The 19,361-nt window shown below is 65.2% G+C and carries 15 protein-coding genes; 7 read left to right on the top strand and 8 right to left on the bottom strand.

Annotated features, from left to right (window positions below):
* Positions 1-48: 48 nt before the first annotated feature.
* From ACL02S_RS07495 to ACL02S_RS07480, 4 genes are read right to left on the bottom strand one after another with little or no spacing between them, the layout of a single operon-like run.
* Positions 49-651 carry a GTP-binding protein gene (locus tag ACL02S_RS07495; RefSeq protein ID WP_412801558.1) on the bottom strand — a complete coding sequence of 201 codons (603 nt, stop codon included), beginning with the start codon at positions 649-651 and terminating at the stop codon, positions 49-51.
* The gene (locus ACL02S_RS07490; protein WP_412801557.1) at positions 632-1,006 is read right to left on the bottom strand and encodes a DUF742 domain-containing protein; all 375 of its coding nucleotides are present in this window, start codon (positions 1,004-1,006) and stop codon (positions 632-634) included. Before ACL02S_RS07490 ends, ACL02S_RS07495 begins: the two co-directional genes overlap by 20 nt.
* A 7-nt stretch (positions 1,007-1,013) precedes the next feature.
* Positions 1,014-1,427 carry a roadblock/LC7 domain-containing protein gene (locus ACL02S_RS07485; RefSeq protein ID WP_011207200.1) on the bottom strand — a complete coding sequence of 138 codons (414 nt, stop codon included), beginning with the start codon at positions 1,425-1,427 and terminating at the stop codon, positions 1,014-1,016.
* Complete coding sequence (locus ACL02S_RS07480) at positions 1,424-4,783, bottom strand: sensor histidine kinase (protein ID WP_412801556.1); 3,360 nt, start codon at positions 4,781-4,783, stop codon at positions 1,424-1,426. The genes ACL02S_RS07485 and ACL02S_RS07480 overlap by 4 nt, the downstream gene beginning before the upstream one ends.
* Positions 4,784-5,102: 319 nt before the next feature.
* On the opposite strand from ACL02S_RS07480, the gene ACL02S_RS07475 reads away from it, so the two are divergent.
* The 5 genes from ACL02S_RS07475 (at position 5,103) to ACL02S_RS07455 (ending at position 12,345) form a co-directional block, all read left to right on the top strand.
* On the top strand, positions 5,103-7,190 hold the full coding sequence (locus tag ACL02S_RS07475; protein ID WP_412801555.1) for an AMP-binding protein: 2,088 nt from the start codon (positions 5,103-5,105) through the stop codon (positions 7,188-7,190).
* 297 nt (positions 7,191-7,487) lie between these two features.
* On the top strand, positions 7,488-8,204 hold the full coding sequence (locus tag ACL02S_RS07470; protein ID WP_412801646.1) for a response regulator transcription factor: 717 nt from the start codon (positions 7,488-7,490) through the stop codon (positions 8,202-8,204).
* The gene (locus ACL02S_RS07465) at positions 8,201-9,637 is read left to right on the top strand and encodes a sensor histidine kinase (protein ID WP_412801554.1); all 1,437 of its coding nucleotides are present in this window, start codon (positions 8,201-8,203) and stop codon (positions 9,635-9,637) included. The genes ACL02S_RS07470 and ACL02S_RS07465 overlap by 4 nt, the downstream gene beginning before the upstream one ends.
* Before the next feature lie 11 nt (positions 9,638-9,648).
* Complete coding sequence (locus tag ACL02S_RS07460; RefSeq protein ID WP_412801553.1) at positions 9,649-10,818, top strand: YhgE/Pip domain-containing protein; 1,170 nt, start codon at positions 9,649-9,651, stop codon at positions 10,816-10,818.
* A gap of 249 nt (positions 10,819-11,067) precedes the next feature.
* A complete protein-coding gene (locus ACL02S_RS07455) occupies positions 11,068-12,345 on the top strand; it encodes an IPT/TIG domain-containing protein (RefSeq protein WP_412801552.1) in 1,278 nt (425 codons plus the stop codon).
* A 573-nt stretch (positions 12,346-12,918) separates the two neighbouring features.
* On the opposite strand, the gene ACL02S_RS07450 is transcribed toward ACL02S_RS07455, so the two are convergent.
* The 3 genes from ACL02S_RS07450 to pdxH form a co-directional block, all read right to left on the bottom strand.
* Positions 12,919-13,278, bottom strand: a complete 360-nt coding sequence (locus tag ACL02S_RS07450; protein WP_412801551.1) for an FKBP-type peptidyl-prolyl cis-trans isomerase — start codon at positions 13,276-13,278, stop codon at positions 12,919-12,921.
* 38 nt (positions 13,279-13,316) lie between these two features.
* Positions 13,317-14,630, bottom strand: a complete 1,314-nt coding sequence (locus ACL02S_RS07445) for a citrate synthase (RefSeq protein ID WP_412801550.1) — start codon at positions 14,628-14,630, stop codon at positions 13,317-13,319.
* 399 nt (positions 14,631-15,029) lie between these two features.
* Positions 15,030-15,755: a pyridoxamine 5'-phosphate oxidase gene (gene pdxH / locus ACL02S_RS07440; protein ID WP_412801549.1), complete on the bottom strand. Its 726-nt coding sequence runs from the start codon at positions 15,753-15,755 to the stop codon at positions 15,030-15,032.
* A 129-nt stretch (positions 15,756-15,884) separates the two neighbouring features.
* Between pdxH and ACL02S_RS07435 the strand changes: the two genes are divergently transcribed.
* On the top strand, positions 15,885-17,036 hold the full coding sequence (locus ACL02S_RS07435) for a citrate synthase 2 (RefSeq protein WP_412801548.1): 1,152 nt from the start codon (positions 15,885-15,887) through the stop codon (positions 17,034-17,036).
* Positions 17,037-17,095: 59 nt separating this feature from the next.
* Here the strand turns inward: ACL02S_RS07435 and ACL02S_RS07430 are convergent, their stop codons facing one another.
* Entirely contained in the window at positions 17,096-17,770 is a 675-nt protein-coding gene (locus ACL02S_RS07430) for a hypothetical protein (protein ID WP_412801547.1), read from the bottom strand.
* 64 nt (positions 17,771-17,834) lie between these two features.
* On the opposite strand from ACL02S_RS07430, the gene serC reads away from it, so the two are divergent.
* Positions 17,835-18,959 (top strand): phosphoserine transaminase, encoded by a 1,125-nt coding sequence (gene serC / locus ACL02S_RS07425; protein WP_412801546.1) that lies wholly within the window; start codon positions 17,835-17,837, stop codon positions 18,957-18,959.
* Positions 18,960-19,361 lie beyond the last annotated feature (402 nt).

The following is a 19,361-nucleotide window of genomic DNA, read 5'->3' as shown; positions in this document are numbered from 1 at the left end:
ACAACCCTATCCGGCCGTGTCCGGTACTTCGGCATACCACGCGAGCATTCAGTGCCCCTGCATCACCTTGCGCAGGGCATATTCGGTGAGCGAGACCAACGCGTGCTTGGCAGGTTCACGCCGCCGTGCGTCAAGGGACAGAATGGGTACATCGGCGGGCACCGCGAGCGCCTGCCGGATGTCCTCCAGCGGGTATCGCGGCGCGTCGTCGAACTCGTTGAGCGCGACCAGGAACGGCAGGTTGCGCGCTTCGAAGTAGTCGACAGCCGCGAAACTGTCCTCCAGCCTGCGGGTATCGACCAACACCACAGCGCCGATGGCGCCGCGGATCAGGTCGTCCCACATGAACCAGAATCGATATTGGCCGGGCGTGCCGAACAGATACAACACGAGATCATCAGCGAGGCTGATCCGCCCGAAGTCCATCGCCACGGTAGTAGTCGACTTCATCGGGACGCCGGTCAAATTATCGATTCCGGCGCTGGCATTGGTCACCAATGCCTCGGTGCGCAGCGGAACGATCTCCGAGACAGCACCGACCAACGTGGTCTTCCCGACACCGAAGCCACCCGCGACCACGATCTTCGCCGAGGTCGGTTTGCTGGTACGGGTGTCGACCTGCGCCGTGGAATCAAATACGCCGGAGTCCACTGAGAACCCTTTCGATCAGCTCGCGACGTTCATCGTCGCTGGAATCGTCTTTCAAAGTCGCCGACACGCGCACATGTCCGGCCTCTATCAGGTCGGCCACCAACACCCGCGCCACCCCGATGGGGATACCGAGTCGGGCTGCTACTTCGGCAACGGACGGCGATTCTCTACACAACTCCACGATCGATGTCTCGATGTTGGTCAGTTCGAACTGCCGCTCCAAGGCGACCGGATGCGATGCGACGAGGGCCTCCAACGCCAACTCGACCGCGGGCCTGGTCCGGCCCGCTGTCAATGAGTATGGGCGGACCAGGCTCGGCTCGACACTCCCCATGTGGAAATCTTCTATGTCCATCCCACCATCAGGAACCCATCGTGACGCGTGGTGTGGCCTGAACAGTTTGGCCAACCCGCTCGACCAACAAAGCCATTTCGTAGCCGACCTGACCGATATCACACGAGGTGTTGGTCAGCACAGCGAGATAGGAACCGTCACCGACTGCCATGAGCAGCAGGTATCCGTGCTCCATCTCGACGACGGACTGCAGCACAGTGCCGCCCTCGAACAGGTTCGAGACGCCGACCGAAAGGCTGGCCAACCCGGCCGTCACCGCCGAGAGCTGTTCGGCGCGGTCGACCGGCAACTGGGCACTGGCGGCCATGAGTAGACCGTCGGCCGAGACCAGGACGGCATGGGCTACCCCAGGAACCTCGTTGGCGAAGTTCGAAACCAGCCAATCCAGCTGACGATTCGTACCACCTAGATCGGGGTTCATCGGTCTCCTTTATCTCCAGTTAGGTTCATTGCTCTCATTGCGCGGCCATCCCGGACGCCCTGCTGGTGACGACTCAAGCTGGACCTGATCGTTTCTGGATCGCGTTGCGGCGCCCGGTCCGCCACACCGCTGACACCACCCGGGACCAGCCTTCCGCCTGGATTGCGTTGCGGCAAGCCCGCTGCCGTCTTCGTCTCGGTCCGTGCCTCACTGGCGCGTCGAGCCGCCTGCCACCCTTCGTCGCCCGCCGATTCGAAGGAAGCTGCCGCATGAGACCGATCCGCATCGGTATCCGAAAGCCATGCCGACATCATCTCAGCGAAAATCGGCGTACCCACCGCCGGCTCCGCATCCACCGCCGGCTGCAGCCTGGTCTGGAAGAACGAGGCAGTCTTCGCCGGGTTGGACCGGAAACTGTGCTTGCCGGGATCGCGGCCCGCTGTAGCGGGCGGTTGCGCGTCGTTCGCCGCATGCTGCCCACCACGTTCCCGCTGTGGCAAGCCGACTCCCTGGGGTACGGACTGACGGTCCGGTGCCTGAGCGCCCGGCTGCCGCTGCGGCAGGCCGGTCAGTCCACTACCACGCTGCGGCACACTATCGGCGTCCGATGCATGGCGCGGCAGAGCGTTACTCGCGGGCAGCGTGCCGGAATCCGGTTGCCGCTGCGGTGTCCCCGGCCCGGGCTGCCGCTGCGGCACATCACTCGAACCAGGCTGCCGCTGCGGCAAACCCAACCCGGGCTGCCGCTGCGGCACATCAGTAACACCAGGCTCCCGCGACGGCACACCACCCGCCGCAGGCTCCCGCGACGACACACCACCCGAACCAGGCTGCCGCTGCGGCAAACCCAACCCGGGCTGCCGCTGCGGCACATCAGTAACACCAGGCTCCCGCGACGGCACACCACCCACCGCAGGCTCCCGCGACGACACACCACCCGCCGCAGGCTCCCGCTGCGGCAAACCACTCGAACCAGGCTGCCGCTGCGGCAGGCCGGCGGAGTTCACCTCACGCGGCGGCAGACCCGCGCCTGCCTCCTCCGGATGATCGCCTGGTTTGCGCGGCGGCGGACCGCCAGGGCTCAGGTTGCGCTTGGGCAAGCTCGCCGCGGCCAGTTTGCCCAGCTGCGGACCACCCGATGTCCGCGGGCCCTGCGGTGGACGCAGGCTCGCGCCCTGTTGCCGGTCGTCCGGCCGCGAACCGGATGACATCGTGGAACCCGGCTGCCGCTGGGGCAGCCCGCCGGGGCCTGTGGCAGCGGTTGGGCTCGGCGGTCCACTTCGCTCCGAGGGGCCGGACGAGGCGGAGTTGTCAACTGGAATAGGACCACTCACTCCAGGATCGACAGTGACCATGACATTTCCCCCAGGGGTCGGGGTTATCGCCCGCGTCTGCATGGACGACGGTGCCGCGGGTCGCTGCGGTGCAGCCGCCTGCGGCGAGGGCTGTGGGGTGACGGGCTGCGCCGCGGGCGTTTTACTCGCGACGATCAGTCCGACAGGCACATGCACGGTCACCGTCACACCCGGATCGCGGGCAGTGTCGAAAGTGGGACGCAACCGTACCGTGAGACCGTGCCGCTCGGCGAGGCGGCCAACCACGAAAAGACCCATGTGGCGAGCCGTGTCGGGGCCGGGCTCGGCGCTTTCCTGAAGTCGATGATTGATATCGGCCATCTCGGCCGGCGGCATACCGATGCCGCGGTCGGCGACCTCGATCAACAGACCCTGGTCATGTGCTTGCGCGAAGGTGAACTTGACGTCGGTCTCCGGAGGCGAGGCACGCAACGCGTTGTCCAACAGCTCGGCGAACAGATGCGCGAGATCGGAGGCGGCCGGTTCCCTGAGCGAACCACGTGGAGTGGCGCCGAGCTTCACGCGCTCATAGTCCTCGACCTCGGAGATCGCGGCGCGCAGTACATCGGCGATCTCGACGGGAACGGACCTGACGCGACGCTGCTTGGTACCCGCGAGAATGAGCAGGTTGTCGCCGTTTCGACGCATACGCGCCGCGAGATGATCCAGCCGGAACAGGTTCTCCAGCAGACGCGGATCCTTCTCGTCGTACTCCATCGCCTCGATCAAGCTGAGCTGATGGTCGACGAGCGACTTCGATCGCCGCGCCAGGGTTTCGAACATATCGTTGACCTGCGAACGCATTTTCGCCTGTTCGCTCGCCAAACGCAGTGCCTGACCGTGGATATCGTCGACAGCGCGGGCCAGCTGACCGATCTCCTCTGCGCTGCGCACCGGCATCGGCTCCAACGGAACCTCCTCCGGCGAAGCACCGTTGCGCAGCTGCGCGACCTCATGCGGCAGATCGCTCTCCGCCACCCGCAGCGCGGCCAGACGCAACCGGTGCAGCGGGACGATCATCGAACGCGCGACGAATACGGCGAGCAGGAGCGCGGCGAGAATAGTCATGATGACCACCGCGGTATAGGTCCACGCGCCGCGCTGCGCGGCGGATACCAAGGATTGTGTCGCGGAGTCGATATCCCTGGTGGCCTTGGCGACCACACCCTCGTAGACCGCCAGGCTCTCGGTCAGCGACTGCTTCAGATCACCGATCGGGATCTGGCCCGCTCTGGCCTGCGGACTGCTCAACAGCGCGGTCCTGGTATCGACGCCGGTACGCAGATCGGCGACCGCGGTGTCTCCGTCGGGGAAGCGATGCGCGAGCAGGTTGATCATTTCCCGCTCGGTATTCGCCGCGATCAAGAAGGACTGCACCCCGGTCTGCGGATTACGGAGCAGATCAGGGACCGTAGCGAGCTCGCTGGACAGCGTGGCACGGGTGTTGAGCGAGTCGACCAGCCGCAGTTTGGGGGTATCCACCGCGGTATTGCTGATCCGGCCGACCGTGATCTCCACGATCCGCACACTGTCGTTGCGGACCCTGTCGATCACCGCGAGGATGTCCTCGCTCGGTCCGGTGAAAACCTCTTTGCCCTGTGCGCGGATGGCTTTGGCCTCGGTGAGCATGCTGTCGAGGGCCGCCCGGACGCTCGGCACACCGGAGAGCCGACCGGCCATCGCCTCGGCATTGGCGATCGCCGCGTCCAGATCGGCCAGGTTCTCATCGGTCACCACCGACTTGTTCGGCTGCAGCGCGATCATCTGCGAACCCGCGGTCGTCGCGGTCTGCGCGCTCAGCGCGGTGACCACCGGGAGGGCGGCAACACTCTCGGCGACGTCGGCGAGCCGATTCGCTTCGGTGAACTCCGACGAGATCCTGGTCACGCCGAGCCCGACCGCGACTGCCAACGGCACGGCGAGTACGGCCGTCACCTTCCAGCGCAAGTCCCAGTTGCCGAGTGCCCAGCGCTTACTGCTGGACCTAGCGGCGTCACGCATCTCCCACTCACTTTCCAAACTGGCCTCTACCACGCGCCATCACCGAACCTCCACAATCGCGTGCATGGCTCGACAGGTGGAGCTGGCCGAGAACTGCGGCTGGCCGAGAAATTGCGTCTACGATGGCCCAAATAAGTGACATCAGATTCTAACGGATCAATAACTTCTTGGGTGACTCCGTGCAAAGTCGTAACCTTTGACCTGCCCTTTCCGGACAAAACCAAAGGTCGCGGCACCCAGCCGGGCGTCGCGTGAAGTCTGCCACAATCAAACAGATCTATCGAGGCGGGCATCGAAGCAAGGCTAGGGAGTCACGGGGTTGAACGTGCGGCAGGGTTACCGACCGGCCTATCAGAGCAGCTTGGTGGATTCCGCTGCGTTCTGGGCTCGTGCGGCCGAAACGATCGACTGGGACGTCCCGCCGGAGCAAGTCGTCGACACCACCGCGGGCTCGACGGCCCGCTGGTTTCCCGATGCCCGCCTCAACACATCCTTCAACGCACTCGACCGGCATGTGCACCCTGCCACCGCGGAGACAGCGGATCGCGCTGATCAACCCGCGCTGATCTACGACTCCGCCAGCACCGGTGACAGTGCTGTGTACACCTATGCCGAGCTCCTCGCCGAGGTATCCCGGTTCGCGGGAGCGATGGTCCGTCTCGGTGTCTCGGCGGGCGACCGTGTGGTCATCTACCTGCCGATGATCCCGGAAGCGGTGATCGCGATGCTGGCCTGCGCCCGCATCGGCGCGGTGCACTCAGTGGTATTCGGCGGCTTCGCCGCGCCGGAGCTGGCCGCCCGCATCGACGACGCGGAGCCGGTCTTGATCATCACCGCGTCCGGTGGCATCGAGCCGGGCAGGCGGATCGAATATCCACCGATCGTGTTGCGGGCATTGGATCTTGCCGAGACCACCGCACCGCGCACGGTGATCGTCAAGCAGCGAGCGCAGTTCGACACTATTCCGTTCCCCGCTCCGCAGCCTGCTACCGAGTCTCTGCCGAGTTCGGCGGAGACCGTGGTCGCACAGTGGCTGGACTGGGACGACACTGTCCGTGACGCGCCACCGGCCGATCCGGTATCGGTCGCGGCGACCGATCCGCTGTATATCCTCTACACCTCTGGTACCACCGGAAAACCCAAGGGTGTCGTCCGGGACAACGGTGGGCACGCGGTAGCCCTCGCTTGGTCCATGCGCAACATCTACAACCTGGCCCCGGGCCAGGTCATGTGGGCGGCCTCCGATGTCGGCTGGGTGGTCGGGCACTCCTATATCGTCTACGCCCCACTGCTGGTCGGCGCGACCACTGTGCTGTACGAAGGCAAGCCGGTCGGCACCCCCGACGCCGGGGCGTACTGGCGGGTGATCGCTCAGCACAAAGTGAATGTGCTGTTCACCGCGCCGACCGCGCTGCGAGCCATCCGCAGAGCCGATCCCGACGCACAGCTGGCTCGTGACTACGACCTGTCCAGCCTGCACGCGCTGTTCTGCGCGGGCGAGCGACTCGATCCGGCTACCTACACCTGGGCCGACGAGGTCCTGCTCGCCGATCGGTCCGATTGCCCTGTGGTCGATCACTGGTGGCAGACCGAGACCGGCTGGCCGATCTGCGCGAACCCACTCGGCCTACAGCAATTGCCGATCAAGCCGGGCTCGGCCGCGGTGCCGGTGCCGGGTTACCGGCTCCGAGTACTCGATTCCTCCGGCAATCCGGTAGCACCCGGCACCGAGGGCAATATCGTGATCGGACTGCCGCTACCACCGGGCACACTGACCGGACTCTGGCATGACGACGCCAGGTACCAGCGCTCCTATCTCTCCGCCTACCCCGGCCACTATCTCAGCGGCGACTCCGGCTACTTCGACGAGGACGGCTACCTGTTCGTCCTCGGTCGCAGCGACGATGTGATCAATATCGCCGGGCACCGGCTATCGGCAGGCAGTATCGAGGCCGCCATCGCCGGGCACGACGTGGTAGCCGAATGCGCCGTCATCGGGCTGCCCGATGAACTCAAGGGGCATAAGCCGCTGGCCTATGTGGTGCTGAAGTCCAGTGTCGACGTGGATCCACGACAGTTACGCGATGAACTGATCCAACGGGTGCGGACCCAGGTCGGCGCGATCGCCACCCTCTACGATGTCCTCATCGCCTCGGCACTGCCGAAAACCAGGTCCGGCAAAATCTTGCGCAAGACCATCCGGCAGCTCACCGCAGGCGAATCGTTCGAGGTCCCCTCGACCATCGAAGATCCGGCAGTGCTCACGACACTGGGAGAAGAGATCCGCGCAGCACGCCCCGAGTGGCTGGAAACGGTGCGGGCCGATACCGAGAGCATCGACGAAACAGTGACTCCCGCCGAGCCCGCAGTGGCTCCGGCCGACGCGGACCCGGTGGCACCTGCCTGAGCACGCGGCGCGCCGGCGGCATTCTCACCATCTCCACAACGGACATTCACCGCATTGCCAACGACTCGGCATAGCCTTGCGATCGCCGTACCCCTCGACGATCTGGAGACAATGCGCCATAGAGCGTTCCGCCCGCTGTCCCGCCGCGGCCTCCGCGCGCGGAGGCGGCTCGGCCACGATATCCCCGAGCCCGGTGCCTGCCACCGGCCCGAACCATACCGCGAACCCGGTAAGCCACAACTACCGGACGACACTATGCCCGATGCGGGACCGGATACCGCGCCCGCGGACGGCAGAATGAACGACGTGACCGAACGGAGCGTGAACCCGACCGTCCTCATTGTCGACGACGACGAAGATGTGCTCGCTTCGGTCGAGCGCGGGCTCCGACTATCCGGTTTCCACGTGGTGGTGGCCAGAGACGGCGCGCAGGCGCTGCGCAGTGTGAAAGAACACGCACCGGATGCCATCGTGCTGGATATGAACATGCCCGTGCTCGACGGCGCCGGCGTGGTTACCGCGTTGCGTGCGATGGGCAATGAGGTGCCGATCTGCGTACTCAGCGCCCGTGCGTCGGTGGATGACCGTATCTCCGGACTCGAGTCCGGCGCCGACGACTATCTGGTCAAGCCATTCGTGCTCGCAGAGCTGGTGGCGCGGATCCGTGCGCTGCTGCGCAGACGGTCCGATGCCACGCCGACAACGACGCAGACCGCGATCACCGTCGGTCCGCTCGAGGTGGATATCGCCGGGTACCGTGCGCTGCTACACGGTCGCGAGATCGATTTCACCAAAAGAGAATTCGAGCTGCTGTCCACCCTGGCCAGGAACATCGGCGTGGTACTGAGCCGGGAGCGGCTACTCGAACTGGTATGGGGCTACGACTTCGCCGCCGATACCAATGTGGTCGACGTGTTCGTCGGCTACCTGCGACGCAAGCTGGAGGTGGGCGATACGCCCAGGCTGTTGCACACGATCCGCGGTGTCGGATTCGTGCTGCGAGCGCCGAAATGACTGAGTTCACTGCCCCCATCCCACCACCGAAGAGCTTATGGGGACGGTCGTTTTCGCTGCGTAGCCGGGTCGCAGGCGCAACGGCCGCAGGCGCGATCATCATCGTGACCTTGATCAGTTTGATCAGTGTCCGCGCCATCGAGCGCAATAATCTGCAGCAGGCCGACCAGCAACTCACCGTCGCGTCGCGACTGATACTGATCGAGCCCCAGGTCGCGGTCCAGTTCATCAAGGTGACCGGACTGACCAACGATCTACAGGTCACTGTGCGCGATAAAGGCGAGGTCATCGCGAGTACCTACACCGAACTCCCCCCGCTGCCGTCCGGCTCCCGTACCGTGACGGTATCCGGCACTCCGTACCGGATTCTCACCACTATGGAGTATCAGCCTACGGGCCGAGTCGTTTCACTCGGTATCCCAGCCGCAGGAGCGGCCGAGGCCACCGCGCAGCAGCAACGATGGGTACTCGTCGGCGCCCTGCTGTCCATTGCCGCCGCCGCGGCACTGGGCTGGTTGCTCGCGGGCGCGGCGGTGCGTCCGATCGTGCGGCTCACTCAGCAGGTCGGCGCGCGCAGCGCGTTCCCAGACCCGCGCAATCCACAGGCACCAGTGCGGGAGTCCGGCGTGCGCGAAGCCGAGAAACTGGCCGAAGCGGTGAACACCATGCTGCACCGCGTGGATCAGGCACAAGCCCAGACCGCCGCCGCACTGGAGACAGCACGCGACTTCGCCGCCGTATCGGCCCACGAATTACGCACCCCACTCACTGCGATGCGCACCGACCTCGAAGTGTTGCGCACCCTCGATCTCGATGCGGCACAGCGCGCGGAGATTCTCGACGACCTGCAGCGCAGCCAAGGCCGGGTGGAGACCACGCTCGCCGCCCTGGAACGGCTGGCCACCGGCGATCTGACCGATGAACGCGATCATGTCGCCACCGACGTCGGTGATCTGTGCGACCAAGCCGCGCACGATGCCATGCGGCATTTCCCCGGCCTCTCCGTACGTATCGACTCCGACACCGAATTGGTGACTCGCGGCCTGCCCGCTGGGCTGCGCCTGGCAGTGGATAACGCCCTGACCAATTCGGTCAGACATGGCGCAGCCACCGAAGCATTGGTCTCCGCGCACCGGAAAGCCAACGGCCACATCGTCATCTCCATCGACGACAACGGCCACGGCATCCCACCCGAAGAACGGGAGGCTGTCTTCAACCGCTTCTTCCGTGGTAGTCAGGCCAGTAAAGGCGGCTCCGGCCTCGGTCTGGCCCTGGTCGCACAACAAGCCCAGCTGCACGGTGGCCGAGCCTACTTCGATGAAGGCACGCTCGGTGGCATCCGACTGGTTCTCGAACTACCCGATCGCACCGCTGACCGACCCTTAAACAAATCTCAGAGAATTGCCAGGGACCGGGGCATAACCGACGTCTAGGGTCTGCGTGCGTGATCGGAAAACACGCCCGCTGGGCTCTCCGTACCGTCGCCATGGTCTCCGCGGCGGCCCTTGGGGCCGGAATCACCGCATGCGCCGGGTCCGGCCAGGCTCCGAGCGGAATCGCAGTGGTCAACGCCGATACCGGGCCGACAGGTGCGCGCGTCGTCCAAGCGCTCCAGGAGGCAGGTGGCCATGAATGGGCTGCCGTCTCGGCGGATGAGGCGAACACCGATGACTACACCGCGGTGATCACCCTGCCCACCGACCTCACCGAATCCATGAGCACCCTGGTCGGCGACCAACCGAAACGGGCCGAAGTCACCGTGCGCACCCATGAAGACGCCGACACCGCTGTGGTGGACAGTGCGGTGGACGAGGTAACGCATCAGATCGGCGCCATCGGCGTCGATGCCGCGCTCACCGCCACCGCGCAGGCCAGATCCCAGATTTCGCAAGTGCATTTCACCGCCCAGCTGCTCAGTGCGGGTGTCAACGCGGCGGCCGCTGGAGCCGATCAGTTCAGTTCCGGTGCCGATCAACTGCTCGGCTTCCTCGACTTCGCCAAAGAAGGCTCGGCACAGCTGACTTCAGCCATCGCACTGCTCGAGTCCACCATGGACGGCGCCGCCACACAGGCGAATCAGCTTGCTGACGCCCTGGATTCGACGGGTATCACGATCGGCCAGGTGGAACAGACAGCGAGCACGGTGAGTAGCGGGCTCGACCAGATACTGCCACTGCTACGCGCTCTGCCGTTCGCGAACGATCCGGCGCTTGCCGATATCATCGGCAAGCTGGAAGGGCTACACGCTGTGGCGGGCCAGGCAGGTCCCCAGCTGAACGACCTCGGCGAGCTCGTCGGTGCCGCGACCGACCCTGATACCGATCTCGGCACCCTGCTTCGCACCGTTGTCGACCGGCTGACCGGTGCGAGCGCGCAACTCTCCGAAGCCGCGAAGCTCGCAGAGGGCCTGCCGCAACTCGCCGAGGAGGGCGGCGCCCAGCTGGTGAGTGCCATCAGTCAACTCACCGGCGGGGTCGACCAGCTGCAGCGCATTGTCGGCAACCTGAACACCCAAACCGACAAGGCGGTCGCCGCCATCCCGCAGCGCAGCAGCGCACAGCAATCCGCATTGGCGCTGGCGCTCACCGACCCGGTCGACATCGTCAGAAAATAGCGCAGTCCTCGGGCAGTCCGGCGGATGCCATATCGACACCTGCTGCCGGACAACCACTATCACTCCAGGAGACCAGCCGGTCGCAGATCTGGGGTCGAAACGGAAAACCCGCCAAGAGGATTCGTTGCGGAACCGCGACCGGAGATGCGTTGCGAAACCACCACGACCAGTGGGTTACTGGATATAGCGGTGCCGCAACCGCCATGACATCCCTTGCAAGACAAATCTTTTCCCGTTCGGAGGCCACCGATGGCGCCCGCGCTCACCTCGCTCAACCCCAGCTCCGGCCCCACCTCCGGCGGAAACACGGTACAGATCATCGGCAGCGGGTTCACCGGCGCAGGCCCACTGGCCGTGCGATTCGGGGCGACGGCGACCACGTTCACCATCGTCTCCGACACCCAGATCGACGCCATCGCCCCACCCGGCAGCGGCACCGTCGAGGTCACCGTCGCCGCCCTGCTGAACGGCACCAGCAACCCGCTCCCCTACACCTACAACGGCGCAGGCCTGCTGTTCTTCACCGATGGCGTCAGCGATGTGTTCTCGGTACCGCAAACCGGTGGCATCCCGACCCTGCTGGCGACCGGCCTGAGCTCTCCCTTTGGTCTCGTCCGGGTCGGCAGCCTCCTATACATCTGTGAATTCTTCGGCGCTCGGGTGTCGACGGTGCCGATAACCGGTGGCACGCCCTCTCCCCTGGTGACCGGACTGTCGCTCCCGAGGGATATCACCGTCTCCGGCAGCACCCTGTTCATCACCAACGGAGGTACCGATCAAGTGGTGTCGGCGCCGATCACCGGCACCACCACCCCCACTGTGGTCACCACCAGCCCCACCAGCGTCTTCGGGATCACCGACGGGGTGCCCACCCAACCGGGGTTCGCGGCGGTCGCGGCGGCTCTGTTGGCCGCACCCGTGCTCACCTCGCTCAACCCGATTTCCGGTCCCGAATCCGGTGGCAACACCGTGGAGATCTTCGGCAGCGGCTTCACCGGCGTCGGCCCGTTGACCGTGCGGTTCGGGGCGACAGCGACCACGTTCTATATCGTCTCCGATACCCAGATCAACGCCATCGCCCCACCGGGCACCGGTACCGTCGGTGTCACCGTCACCTCCGTGGACGGCACCAGCAACGCATTGCCCTACACCTACGGCGGCCTGCTGTTCTTCACCGATTCCGTCAACCCGGGCGGCAATGTGTATTCGGTGCCGCAGACCGGCGGCATCCCGACCCTGCTGGCGACCGGCCTGAGTCAGCCCAATGGTCTCGTCCGGGTCGGCAATCTCCTCTACATCTGCGATGCCGTGGCCAATCGGGTGGTGACGGTGCCGGTGACCGGCGGCACACCAACCCCCCTGGTAACCGGTCTGACGCTCGCTCCGGGGATCACCGCCTCCGGCAACACCCTGTTCATCACCAACATAGGCACCTCTCAGGTGCTGTCGGCGCCGATCACCGGCACCGCCACCCCCACCGTGATCGCCACCAGCCCCACCGGCGGCGTATCCGGTATCACGACGTGAGCAGCGGCCCCGAACGCTGGACTGTGTGGCATGGTCGTCATCTCCTCGGACCGTCGCCACACAGCCCGGCGGGGCCACAGCCGACACAACAGGAAAGACAGCCTGGCGTGTCGCGGCAGCGGACACGGCTATCACGCTATGGCGCCCCTCGGTGCGCATAACGTGTAAATCCACTACCCCGCAACAGCTCCGGACCGGATACGGCCACACCGCGAGCGGCGCGGACCACTACGACCCGCACCGCTCGTACCATGCGGTTCCGTGATTGTCCGAACGGGCCTGCAATACCCCGATCCGCGGCTACCGCCGAGAATCGGTTGGTGATGTGCCTTACCGCTTGTCACGGGAGAGCAACGACAACTGGCATCCGGTGGCGACGATGTACCAGTGTGGTTCCTGAACGTCGGCGAACACACCTACACGACGTCGATATCCGGCGTAGAACCCGCGCCGGAACCGGTGCGCCTCGCACGAGTATCGGTGCGCACTGCACCGACTATGCACTCGCCGAAGCCGGATGCCGATGAAACCAGGTTTCGACTGTGGTCACGCCCGAGACGGGCGCCGCCACAGTTAATTCGCGTTCAGCAGGTCGATCACGAAGACCAGCGTCTTACCCGACAGCGGGTGCCCGGAACCGGCAGGCCCGTAAGCCAGCTCCGGCGGGATGGTCAGCTGACGACGACCACCGACCTTCATCCCGGGGATGCCGTCCTGCCAGCCCTGGATCAGACCACGTAACGGAAAGCTTAGGGACTCGCCGCGGTTCCAGGACGAGTCGAACTCCTCACCGGACTCGAATTCGACGCCGAGATAGTGCACCTCGACCGTGCCGCCCGGCACGGCTTCTTTGCCCTCCCCCTCGATGATGTCCTTGATCACCAGCTCGGTGGGCGCGGGCCCTTCCTGGAACTCGATCTCCGGTTTGGTCATTCGGTTATCCTCTTCGATTAGGTACTGGATGGAGCCGGTCAACGATTGGCGATCTCACGATAATCGCGAGCGCCGTAGCCGGTGTAGATTTGCCGCGGGCGACCGATCTTCAGTGGTTCGCTGTGCATTTCCCGCCAGTGCGCGATCCAGCCGGGCAGCCTGCCCATCGCGAACAATACGGTGAACATGCGGGTCGGGAAGCCCATCGCCCGGTAGATGACGCCGGTGTAGAAATCGACGTTCGGGTACAGCCGCCGCTCGATGAAGTAATCATCGGTGAGCGCGGCGTCTTCCAGCGCCTGCGCGATATCGAACAGCTCATCGGCAGCGCCGAGCTTGCTCAGGATGGCATCGGCGTGCTTCTTGGCGATCGACGCGCGCGGATCGTAGTTACGGTAGACGCGGTGCCCGAAGCCCATCAGCTTCACGCCGTCTTCCTTGTTCTTGACCTTGCGGATGAACTCCTTGACATCGCCACCGTCGGCCTTGATGCCGTCGAGCATCTCCAGCACGGCCTGGTTCGCACCGCCGTGCAGCGGACCCCACAGCGCGTTGATGCCGCCGGACACCGAGGTGAACAGGTTGGCATCGGAGGAGCCGACCAACCGCACGGTCGAGGTGGAGCAGTTCTGCTCGTGATCGGCATGCAGGATCAGCAACATGTCCAGGGCCGCGGCGACCTCGGGATCGACCTCATAGGGCTCGGCAGGGAAACCGAAGGTCATCCGCAGGAAGTTCTCCACCAGGCTCAGCGAATTGTCCGGGTAGAGGAAGGGCTGTCCGACCGACTTCTTGTACGAGTAGGCCGCGATGGTCGGCAGCTTGGCCAGCAGCCGGATGGTGGACAGTTCGACCTGCTCGGGATCGCGCGGATCGAGCGAGTCCTGGTAGTAGGCCGACAGCGCGTTCACCGCCGAGGAGAGCACCGGCATCGGGTGCGCGTTACGCGGGAAACCGTCGAAGAATCGCTTGAGATCCTCGTGCAGCAGGGTGTGCCTGCGAATGCGGTCGGTGAAGTCTTCCAGCTCCGCCTTGGTCGGCAACTCGCCGTAGATCAGCAGGTAGCTGACCTCGATGAAGGTCGAAGCGGCGGCGAGCTGATCGATCGGGTAGCCGCGGTAACGCAGGATGCCTGCCTCACCGTCGATGTAGGTGATGGCCGACTTGGTCGGAGCGGTATTCATGAAGCCGGGGTCGTAGGTCACGTACCCCGTACTGGCCAGGAGCTTTCCAAGCTCTATCCCGTCGTTGCCCTCGACGGCCCTGGTAACCGTCATAGGGAACTCCCCGCCGGGATAGGACAGAACCGGCTTGGCGTCGTGATCGACGTTGATAATGTTCTCAGCGGGCACTGAAGGATCCCTCTCAGGCTAGAACCATAGGCAACGGCACAGTGAGCGCAGTGCGCCTTCCTCAACGCTAGCCGTTCACCGACGCGGACAAATATGGAGGGTAGTCCTGCGGCGGCTCACAAACCCGTCCTGGCGCGGCGTGGCCCCTTACTGAAGGCCGAGTTCGGGCCCACCCAGCTCTCGGTGCAGGTCACGGCCAGTGCTTCAGCATGAGTGCGAGCGACACGCTAACGCCTGAAGGCCGGGAAAGTGACTGCCGCGATCCGTATGCCCACCACTACGGGCACACTTCCCCCGGCAGCAGCTACAGCTGTACCCAAGGCCGCCACCACAAAACCATGGGAAACATCACCGATGCGTGGACCGCCCGCGCATGTCGTCGGCGGCAAACACTCGGCCTTATGGCTGTAACCGCTCGACCTCGACCGCACCTTCGGCAATGCGTACCAGAATCCGGTTGTGCAATCGACCGCGCCGTCCCTGCCAGAACTCGGCTTCCTCCGGGCGCAGCAGGAATCCACCCCACTGTGGCGGTACCGGGATCTCGTCGACATCGGCGAACCGTGCCGACGATTCGGCCAGTGCCCGGTCCAGCTCCGCTCGCGAACCGATCGGCGCGGACTGCCGTGACGCCCAAGCGCTCAGCTGCGCATCACGCGGCCGGGAACGCCAGTAGGCCGCCGTGGCCTCGGCCCCAACCCGCTCGACCGCACCGCGCAGGTGTACCTGTCTGCCGAGGGCAGGCCAGACAAAGGTCACCGCGGCATAGGGGATGGAGGCCAATTGCGCCCCCTTGGCCGAGTCGTAGTTGGTGTAGAAGACCACCCCGGCCGGAGAGAGCCCCTTACACAGCACGGTCCTGGTAACCGGTCGCGGCCTATCGCCTGCCGACGACACCGTGGCCAGCACCATCGCATTGGGTTCGGCGACACCGAACGCAGTGGCCTGTTCGATCCAGTGGCGCAACAGCGGCTCCCAGCCACCTGCCAGCCAGCTCTTGTCCAGGTCGGCGTCTTCGTCACCACCTGGCGATACGCCGTAGTCGATCCGCATAGCGGAAAGATCCATAGGGGGGAAGAACTCGGCCCGTTCCTGGCCATGAAGCGAATCATCCAGGTCACGCATGGGCCAAATGTTACTCCGCAGTAGCAGGGGGCTAAAGTTTTGTAAGGTTTTGGTGATCGACATGCGCTCGTCGGTTCCGGCGTTTTCTCATCGACGAGCGCATGGGACCTCAGCGCAAGGAGAGTCGTAATGGCTACTACCAGCCCCGTGGTTTCGGGAGAGCAGGCCGCCGTGCCCGACGATTTCGTCAGTGGCTTGGAGGGTGTGGTGGCCTTTACCACCGACATCGCCGAACCCGATAAAGACGGCGGCGCCCTGCGCTACCGCGGTGTCGACATCGAGGATCTGGTCGAGAACCGGGTCACCTTCGGCGACGCGTGGGCACTCCTTGTCGATGGATCGTTCGGCCATGGCCTACCGCCCGCCGAGCCGTTCCCGCTTCCTGTGCACACCGGCGATGTGCGCGTCGACGTTCAGGCCGCTTTGGCGATGCTCGCGCCGATCTGGGGCTATCAGCCGCTGCTCGACATCGATGACCAGACCGCGCGGGAAAATCTGGCCCGCGCCTCGGTAATGGCATTGTCCTATGTCGCGCAGTCCGCACGCGGTATCTACCAGCCCGCGGTCCCGCAGCAGAAGATCGATGAGTGCGCCACGGTCACCGAGCGCTTCATGACCCGCTGGAAGGGCGACCCGGACCCGCGGCACACCGAGGCCATCGATGCCTACTGGGTCTCCGCCGCCGAACACGGGATGAATGCCTCCACCTTCACCGCCAGGGTGATCGCCTCGACCGGCGCCGACGTGGCCGCCTCGCTGTCCGGCGCGATCGGCGCCATGTCGGGTCCGTTGCACGGCGGCGCGCCCGCCCGCGTGCTCCCGATGATCGAAGAGGTCGAGAAGTCCGGCGACGCACGCGCTCTGGTCAAGGGCATCCTGGACCGCAAGGAAAAGCTGATGGGCTTCGGCCACCGCGTCTATCGCGCCGAGGACCCACGGGCCCGCGTGCTACGTGCCACCGCGAAGCGCCTGGCCGCGCCGCGCTACGAGGTCGCTGCCGCTCTGGAACAGGCCGCACTCGCGGAGCTGCGCGAGCGACGTCCGGACCGCGCCATCGAAACCAACGTGGAGTTCTGGGCCGCCGTGATCCTGGACTTCGCCGAGGTGCCCGCGCATATGATGCCCGCTATGTTCACCTGTGGTCGCACCGCGGGCTGGTGCGCTCATATCCTCGAGCAGAAACAACTCGGCAAACTGGTCCGCCCCGCGGCCATCTACACCGGGCCGAACGCACGCAAACCCGCCGATGTGCCGGGCTGGGACTCGATCACGCACATCTAGTCCGGCCTCACCTCGACCGCGGCGGGAGACAACCCCGGCTGAGGGAAAACACAGCTGAGCTATTCCGCTAGCGAGGCCACCCAATCCACGGCGACCGTTTCACCGCGGTCGACCGCGAAGAAGGCCACCTCCAGATGCCTGCCGAGGTCAACCATTCCGATGGCGGTCAATGGCACCGGCTGAACCAGGCGGACCCGCCACGGCTCTGGCTCGTCCCAAGCGCGCAATTCGAGGTCGAGGCGCAATACAGGGTCGTCGCGCCCGGAGTAGTCGACCGCGGTCGGGGCGGCGGCGAGCACAGTGGCGTCGGCGCGCCTGCCGTTGGCGAGGACCTTCGCGATACTCGCCCGGCCCTGCTTCTCGAGCGCGGACGCGAACAGCACCACCCGGTCGCGATCGCGCGGATCCACCCGGCAGCACACGACATCACCCGGCCGCATCCATTCCAGGTCCCCCGCGGGCACCCGTTGCCGCACCCTGGTCCGGTAGGGGAACTCCGCGGCCAGCTGTACCTGGACCCAGAACACGTAGCCCGGTTCGGAGCGGCGCGACCGCACCCGGAGGATCGTCGCCGACCCGGCTTCCCCGCGAATCAGCAACTCCCGCCGCATGGCATCCGAAACCGTCGCACCACGTAACCGGAATACTCGAGGTAACCGGAATGCTCGAGGTAACCGGACCACTCGGGCGCGCGGTCGTAGTCGCCACCCCGACTTGACTGAGGGCATGGTCATGGGCACTTACGTTAGCTGGAGTGTGGGCGACGTCACAGCAATATCACCGACTACCCTGTTCGCCATGACCACTGCGTTTCCGACCATTCCCGACGATCTCAAGCCTGCCGACGGACGGTTCGGCTGCGGCCCATCCAAAGTACGCCCGGAGCAGTTGCAGTCCCTGGTGAACGTCGGCGCCTCGGTGTTCGGAACCTCGCATCGGCAGAAACCGGTCAAGGACGTGGTGGCACGCGTACGTTCCGGCCTGCGCGACCTGTTCGGGCTACCGGACGGCTATGAGGTCGTGCTCGGCAACGGTGGCACGACCGCGTTCTGGGACGCCGCGGCCTTCGGCCTGGTCCGGGAACGCTCGCTGCATCTGACCAACGGTGAGTTCAGCTCGAAATTCGCCGCTGTCACCAAGGGCAACCCGTTCATCGCCGACCCGATCGTGGTCTCGGCCGAGCCGGGCAGCGCACCGGAGCCGGTAGCGGACCCGTCGGCGGACCTGATCGGCTGGGCACACAATGAGACCTCGACCGGTGTCTCGATCCCGGTACGACGTCCGGCGGGCTCGGAGCACGCACTGATCGCCATCGACGCCACCTCCGGCGCCGGCGGCCTCCCGGTGACCATCACCGACGCCGATGTCTACTACTTCGCGCCGCAGAAGTGCTTCGCCGCCGACGGTGGCCTGTGGGTCGCGTTGATGAGCCCGGCCGCGCTGGCCAGGGTCGAGGAGATCAAGGCATCGGGTCGCTGGACGCCTGATTTCCTATCGCTGCCGATCGCGATCGACAACAGCACCAAAGACCAGACCTACAACACCCCGGCGCTGGGCACCCTCCTGCTGTTCGCCGATCAGATCGAGTGGCTCAACCGCAACGGCGGCCTGGACTGGGCGGTCAAGCGGACGCTCGACTCCTCCTCGCGGCTGTATTCCTGGGCCGAATCGAGCGAATACGCGACCCCCTATGTCGTAGACCCCGCACATCGCTCCCAGGTGGTCGGCACCATCGACTTCGCCGACACGGTCGACGCGGCCGCCGTGGCGAAGGTGCTGCGCGCCAATGGCATCGTGGATACCGAGCCCTACCGTAAGCTGGGCCGCAACCAGTTGCGCATCGGTATGTTCCCGGCGATCGACCCGGACGACATCACCAAGCTGACCCGCGCCATCGACTGGGTCGTGCAGAATCTGGACTGAGTATCGCGGCTGACCGACCATCGCGAATCGCCTGGTCCCGGTCATCGCCCGACCTGTGCCAGCACAGTGTCGTCCCCATAGGCCGAGTACTGCTTTGTGCCGAGTGGAACGTAGTCGCGGGCGTGGGAGTCTCTTCGGAGATTTCCGCGCCCGCTGTTCGTAGCGGCCCTGAAACAGTGGACGAGGACGGTCCGCTTCCGACTCTTCCAGTACTTACCGGCAGTTGATCGGTGCGTACGAAGCGAAACACCACGATGCCGTGGTAACCCGGTGCGTAAATGCGGCCGATGTACCCATCACGGCAGCGTGTTCGACCACTCGCACAGGTCCTTCCGGGTACGGTGGTTCCGCATATCGACCGCATATGTTCGGCGGACGAAATCTCTTTCGACCGGAATCCCT

The organism is Nocardia spongicola (genome assembly GCF_047200775.1).
GTDB lineage: Bacteria > Actinomycetota > Actinomycetes > Mycobacteriales > Mycobacteriaceae > Nocardia.
The sequence above is the reverse complement of the archived record's forward strand: the minus strand, read 5'-3'. Positions and strand labels throughout refer to the sequence as shown.

Excerpts from the sequence above, each read along its gene's own strand:
- ACL02S_RS07480 (WP_412801556.1), bottom strand. The coding sequence starts at position 4,783 with ATGCGTGACGCCGCTAGGTCCAGCAGTAAGCGCTGGGCACTCGGCAAC.
- ACL02S_RS07465 (WP_412801554.1), top strand. The coding sequence starts at position 8,201 with ATGACTGAGTTCACTGCCCCCATCCCACCACCGAAGAGCTTATGGGGA.
- ACL02S_RS07430 (WP_412801547.1), bottom strand. The coding sequence starts at position 17,770 with ATGACCATGCCCTCAGTCAAGTCGGGGTGGCGACTACGACCGCGCGCC.
- ACL02S_RS07455 (WP_412801552.1), top strand. The coding sequence starts at position 11,068 with ATGGCGCCCGCGCTCACCTCGCTCAACCCCAGCTCCGGCCCCACCTCC.
- ACL02S_RS07470 (WP_412801646.1), top strand. The coding sequence starts at position 7,488 with ATGAACGACGTGACCGAACGGAGCGTGAACCCGACCGTCCTCATTGTC.
- ACL02S_RS07485 (WP_011207200.1), bottom strand. The coding sequence starts at position 1,427 with ATGAACCCCGATCTAGGTGGTACGAATCGTCAGCTGGATTGGCTGGTT.
- serC (WP_412801546.1), top strand. The coding sequence starts at position 17,835 with ATGACCACTGCGTTTCCGACCATTCCCGACGATCTCAAGCCTGCCGAC.
- ACL02S_RS07490 (WP_412801557.1), bottom strand. The coding sequence starts at position 1,006 with ATGGACATAGAAGATTTCCACATGGGGAGTGTCGAGCCGAGCCTGGTC.
- ACL02S_RS07450 (WP_412801551.1), bottom strand. The coding sequence starts at position 13,278 with ATGACCAAACCGGAGATCGAGTTCCAGGAAGGGCCCGCGCCCACCGAG.
- pdxH (WP_412801549.1), bottom strand. The coding sequence starts at position 15,755 with ATGCGTGACCTGGATGATTCGCTTCATGGCCAGGAACGGGCCGAGTTC.
- ACL02S_RS07435 (WP_412801548.1), top strand. The coding sequence starts at position 15,885 with ATGGCTACTACCAGCCCCGTGGTTTCGGGAGAGCAGGCCGCCGTGCCC.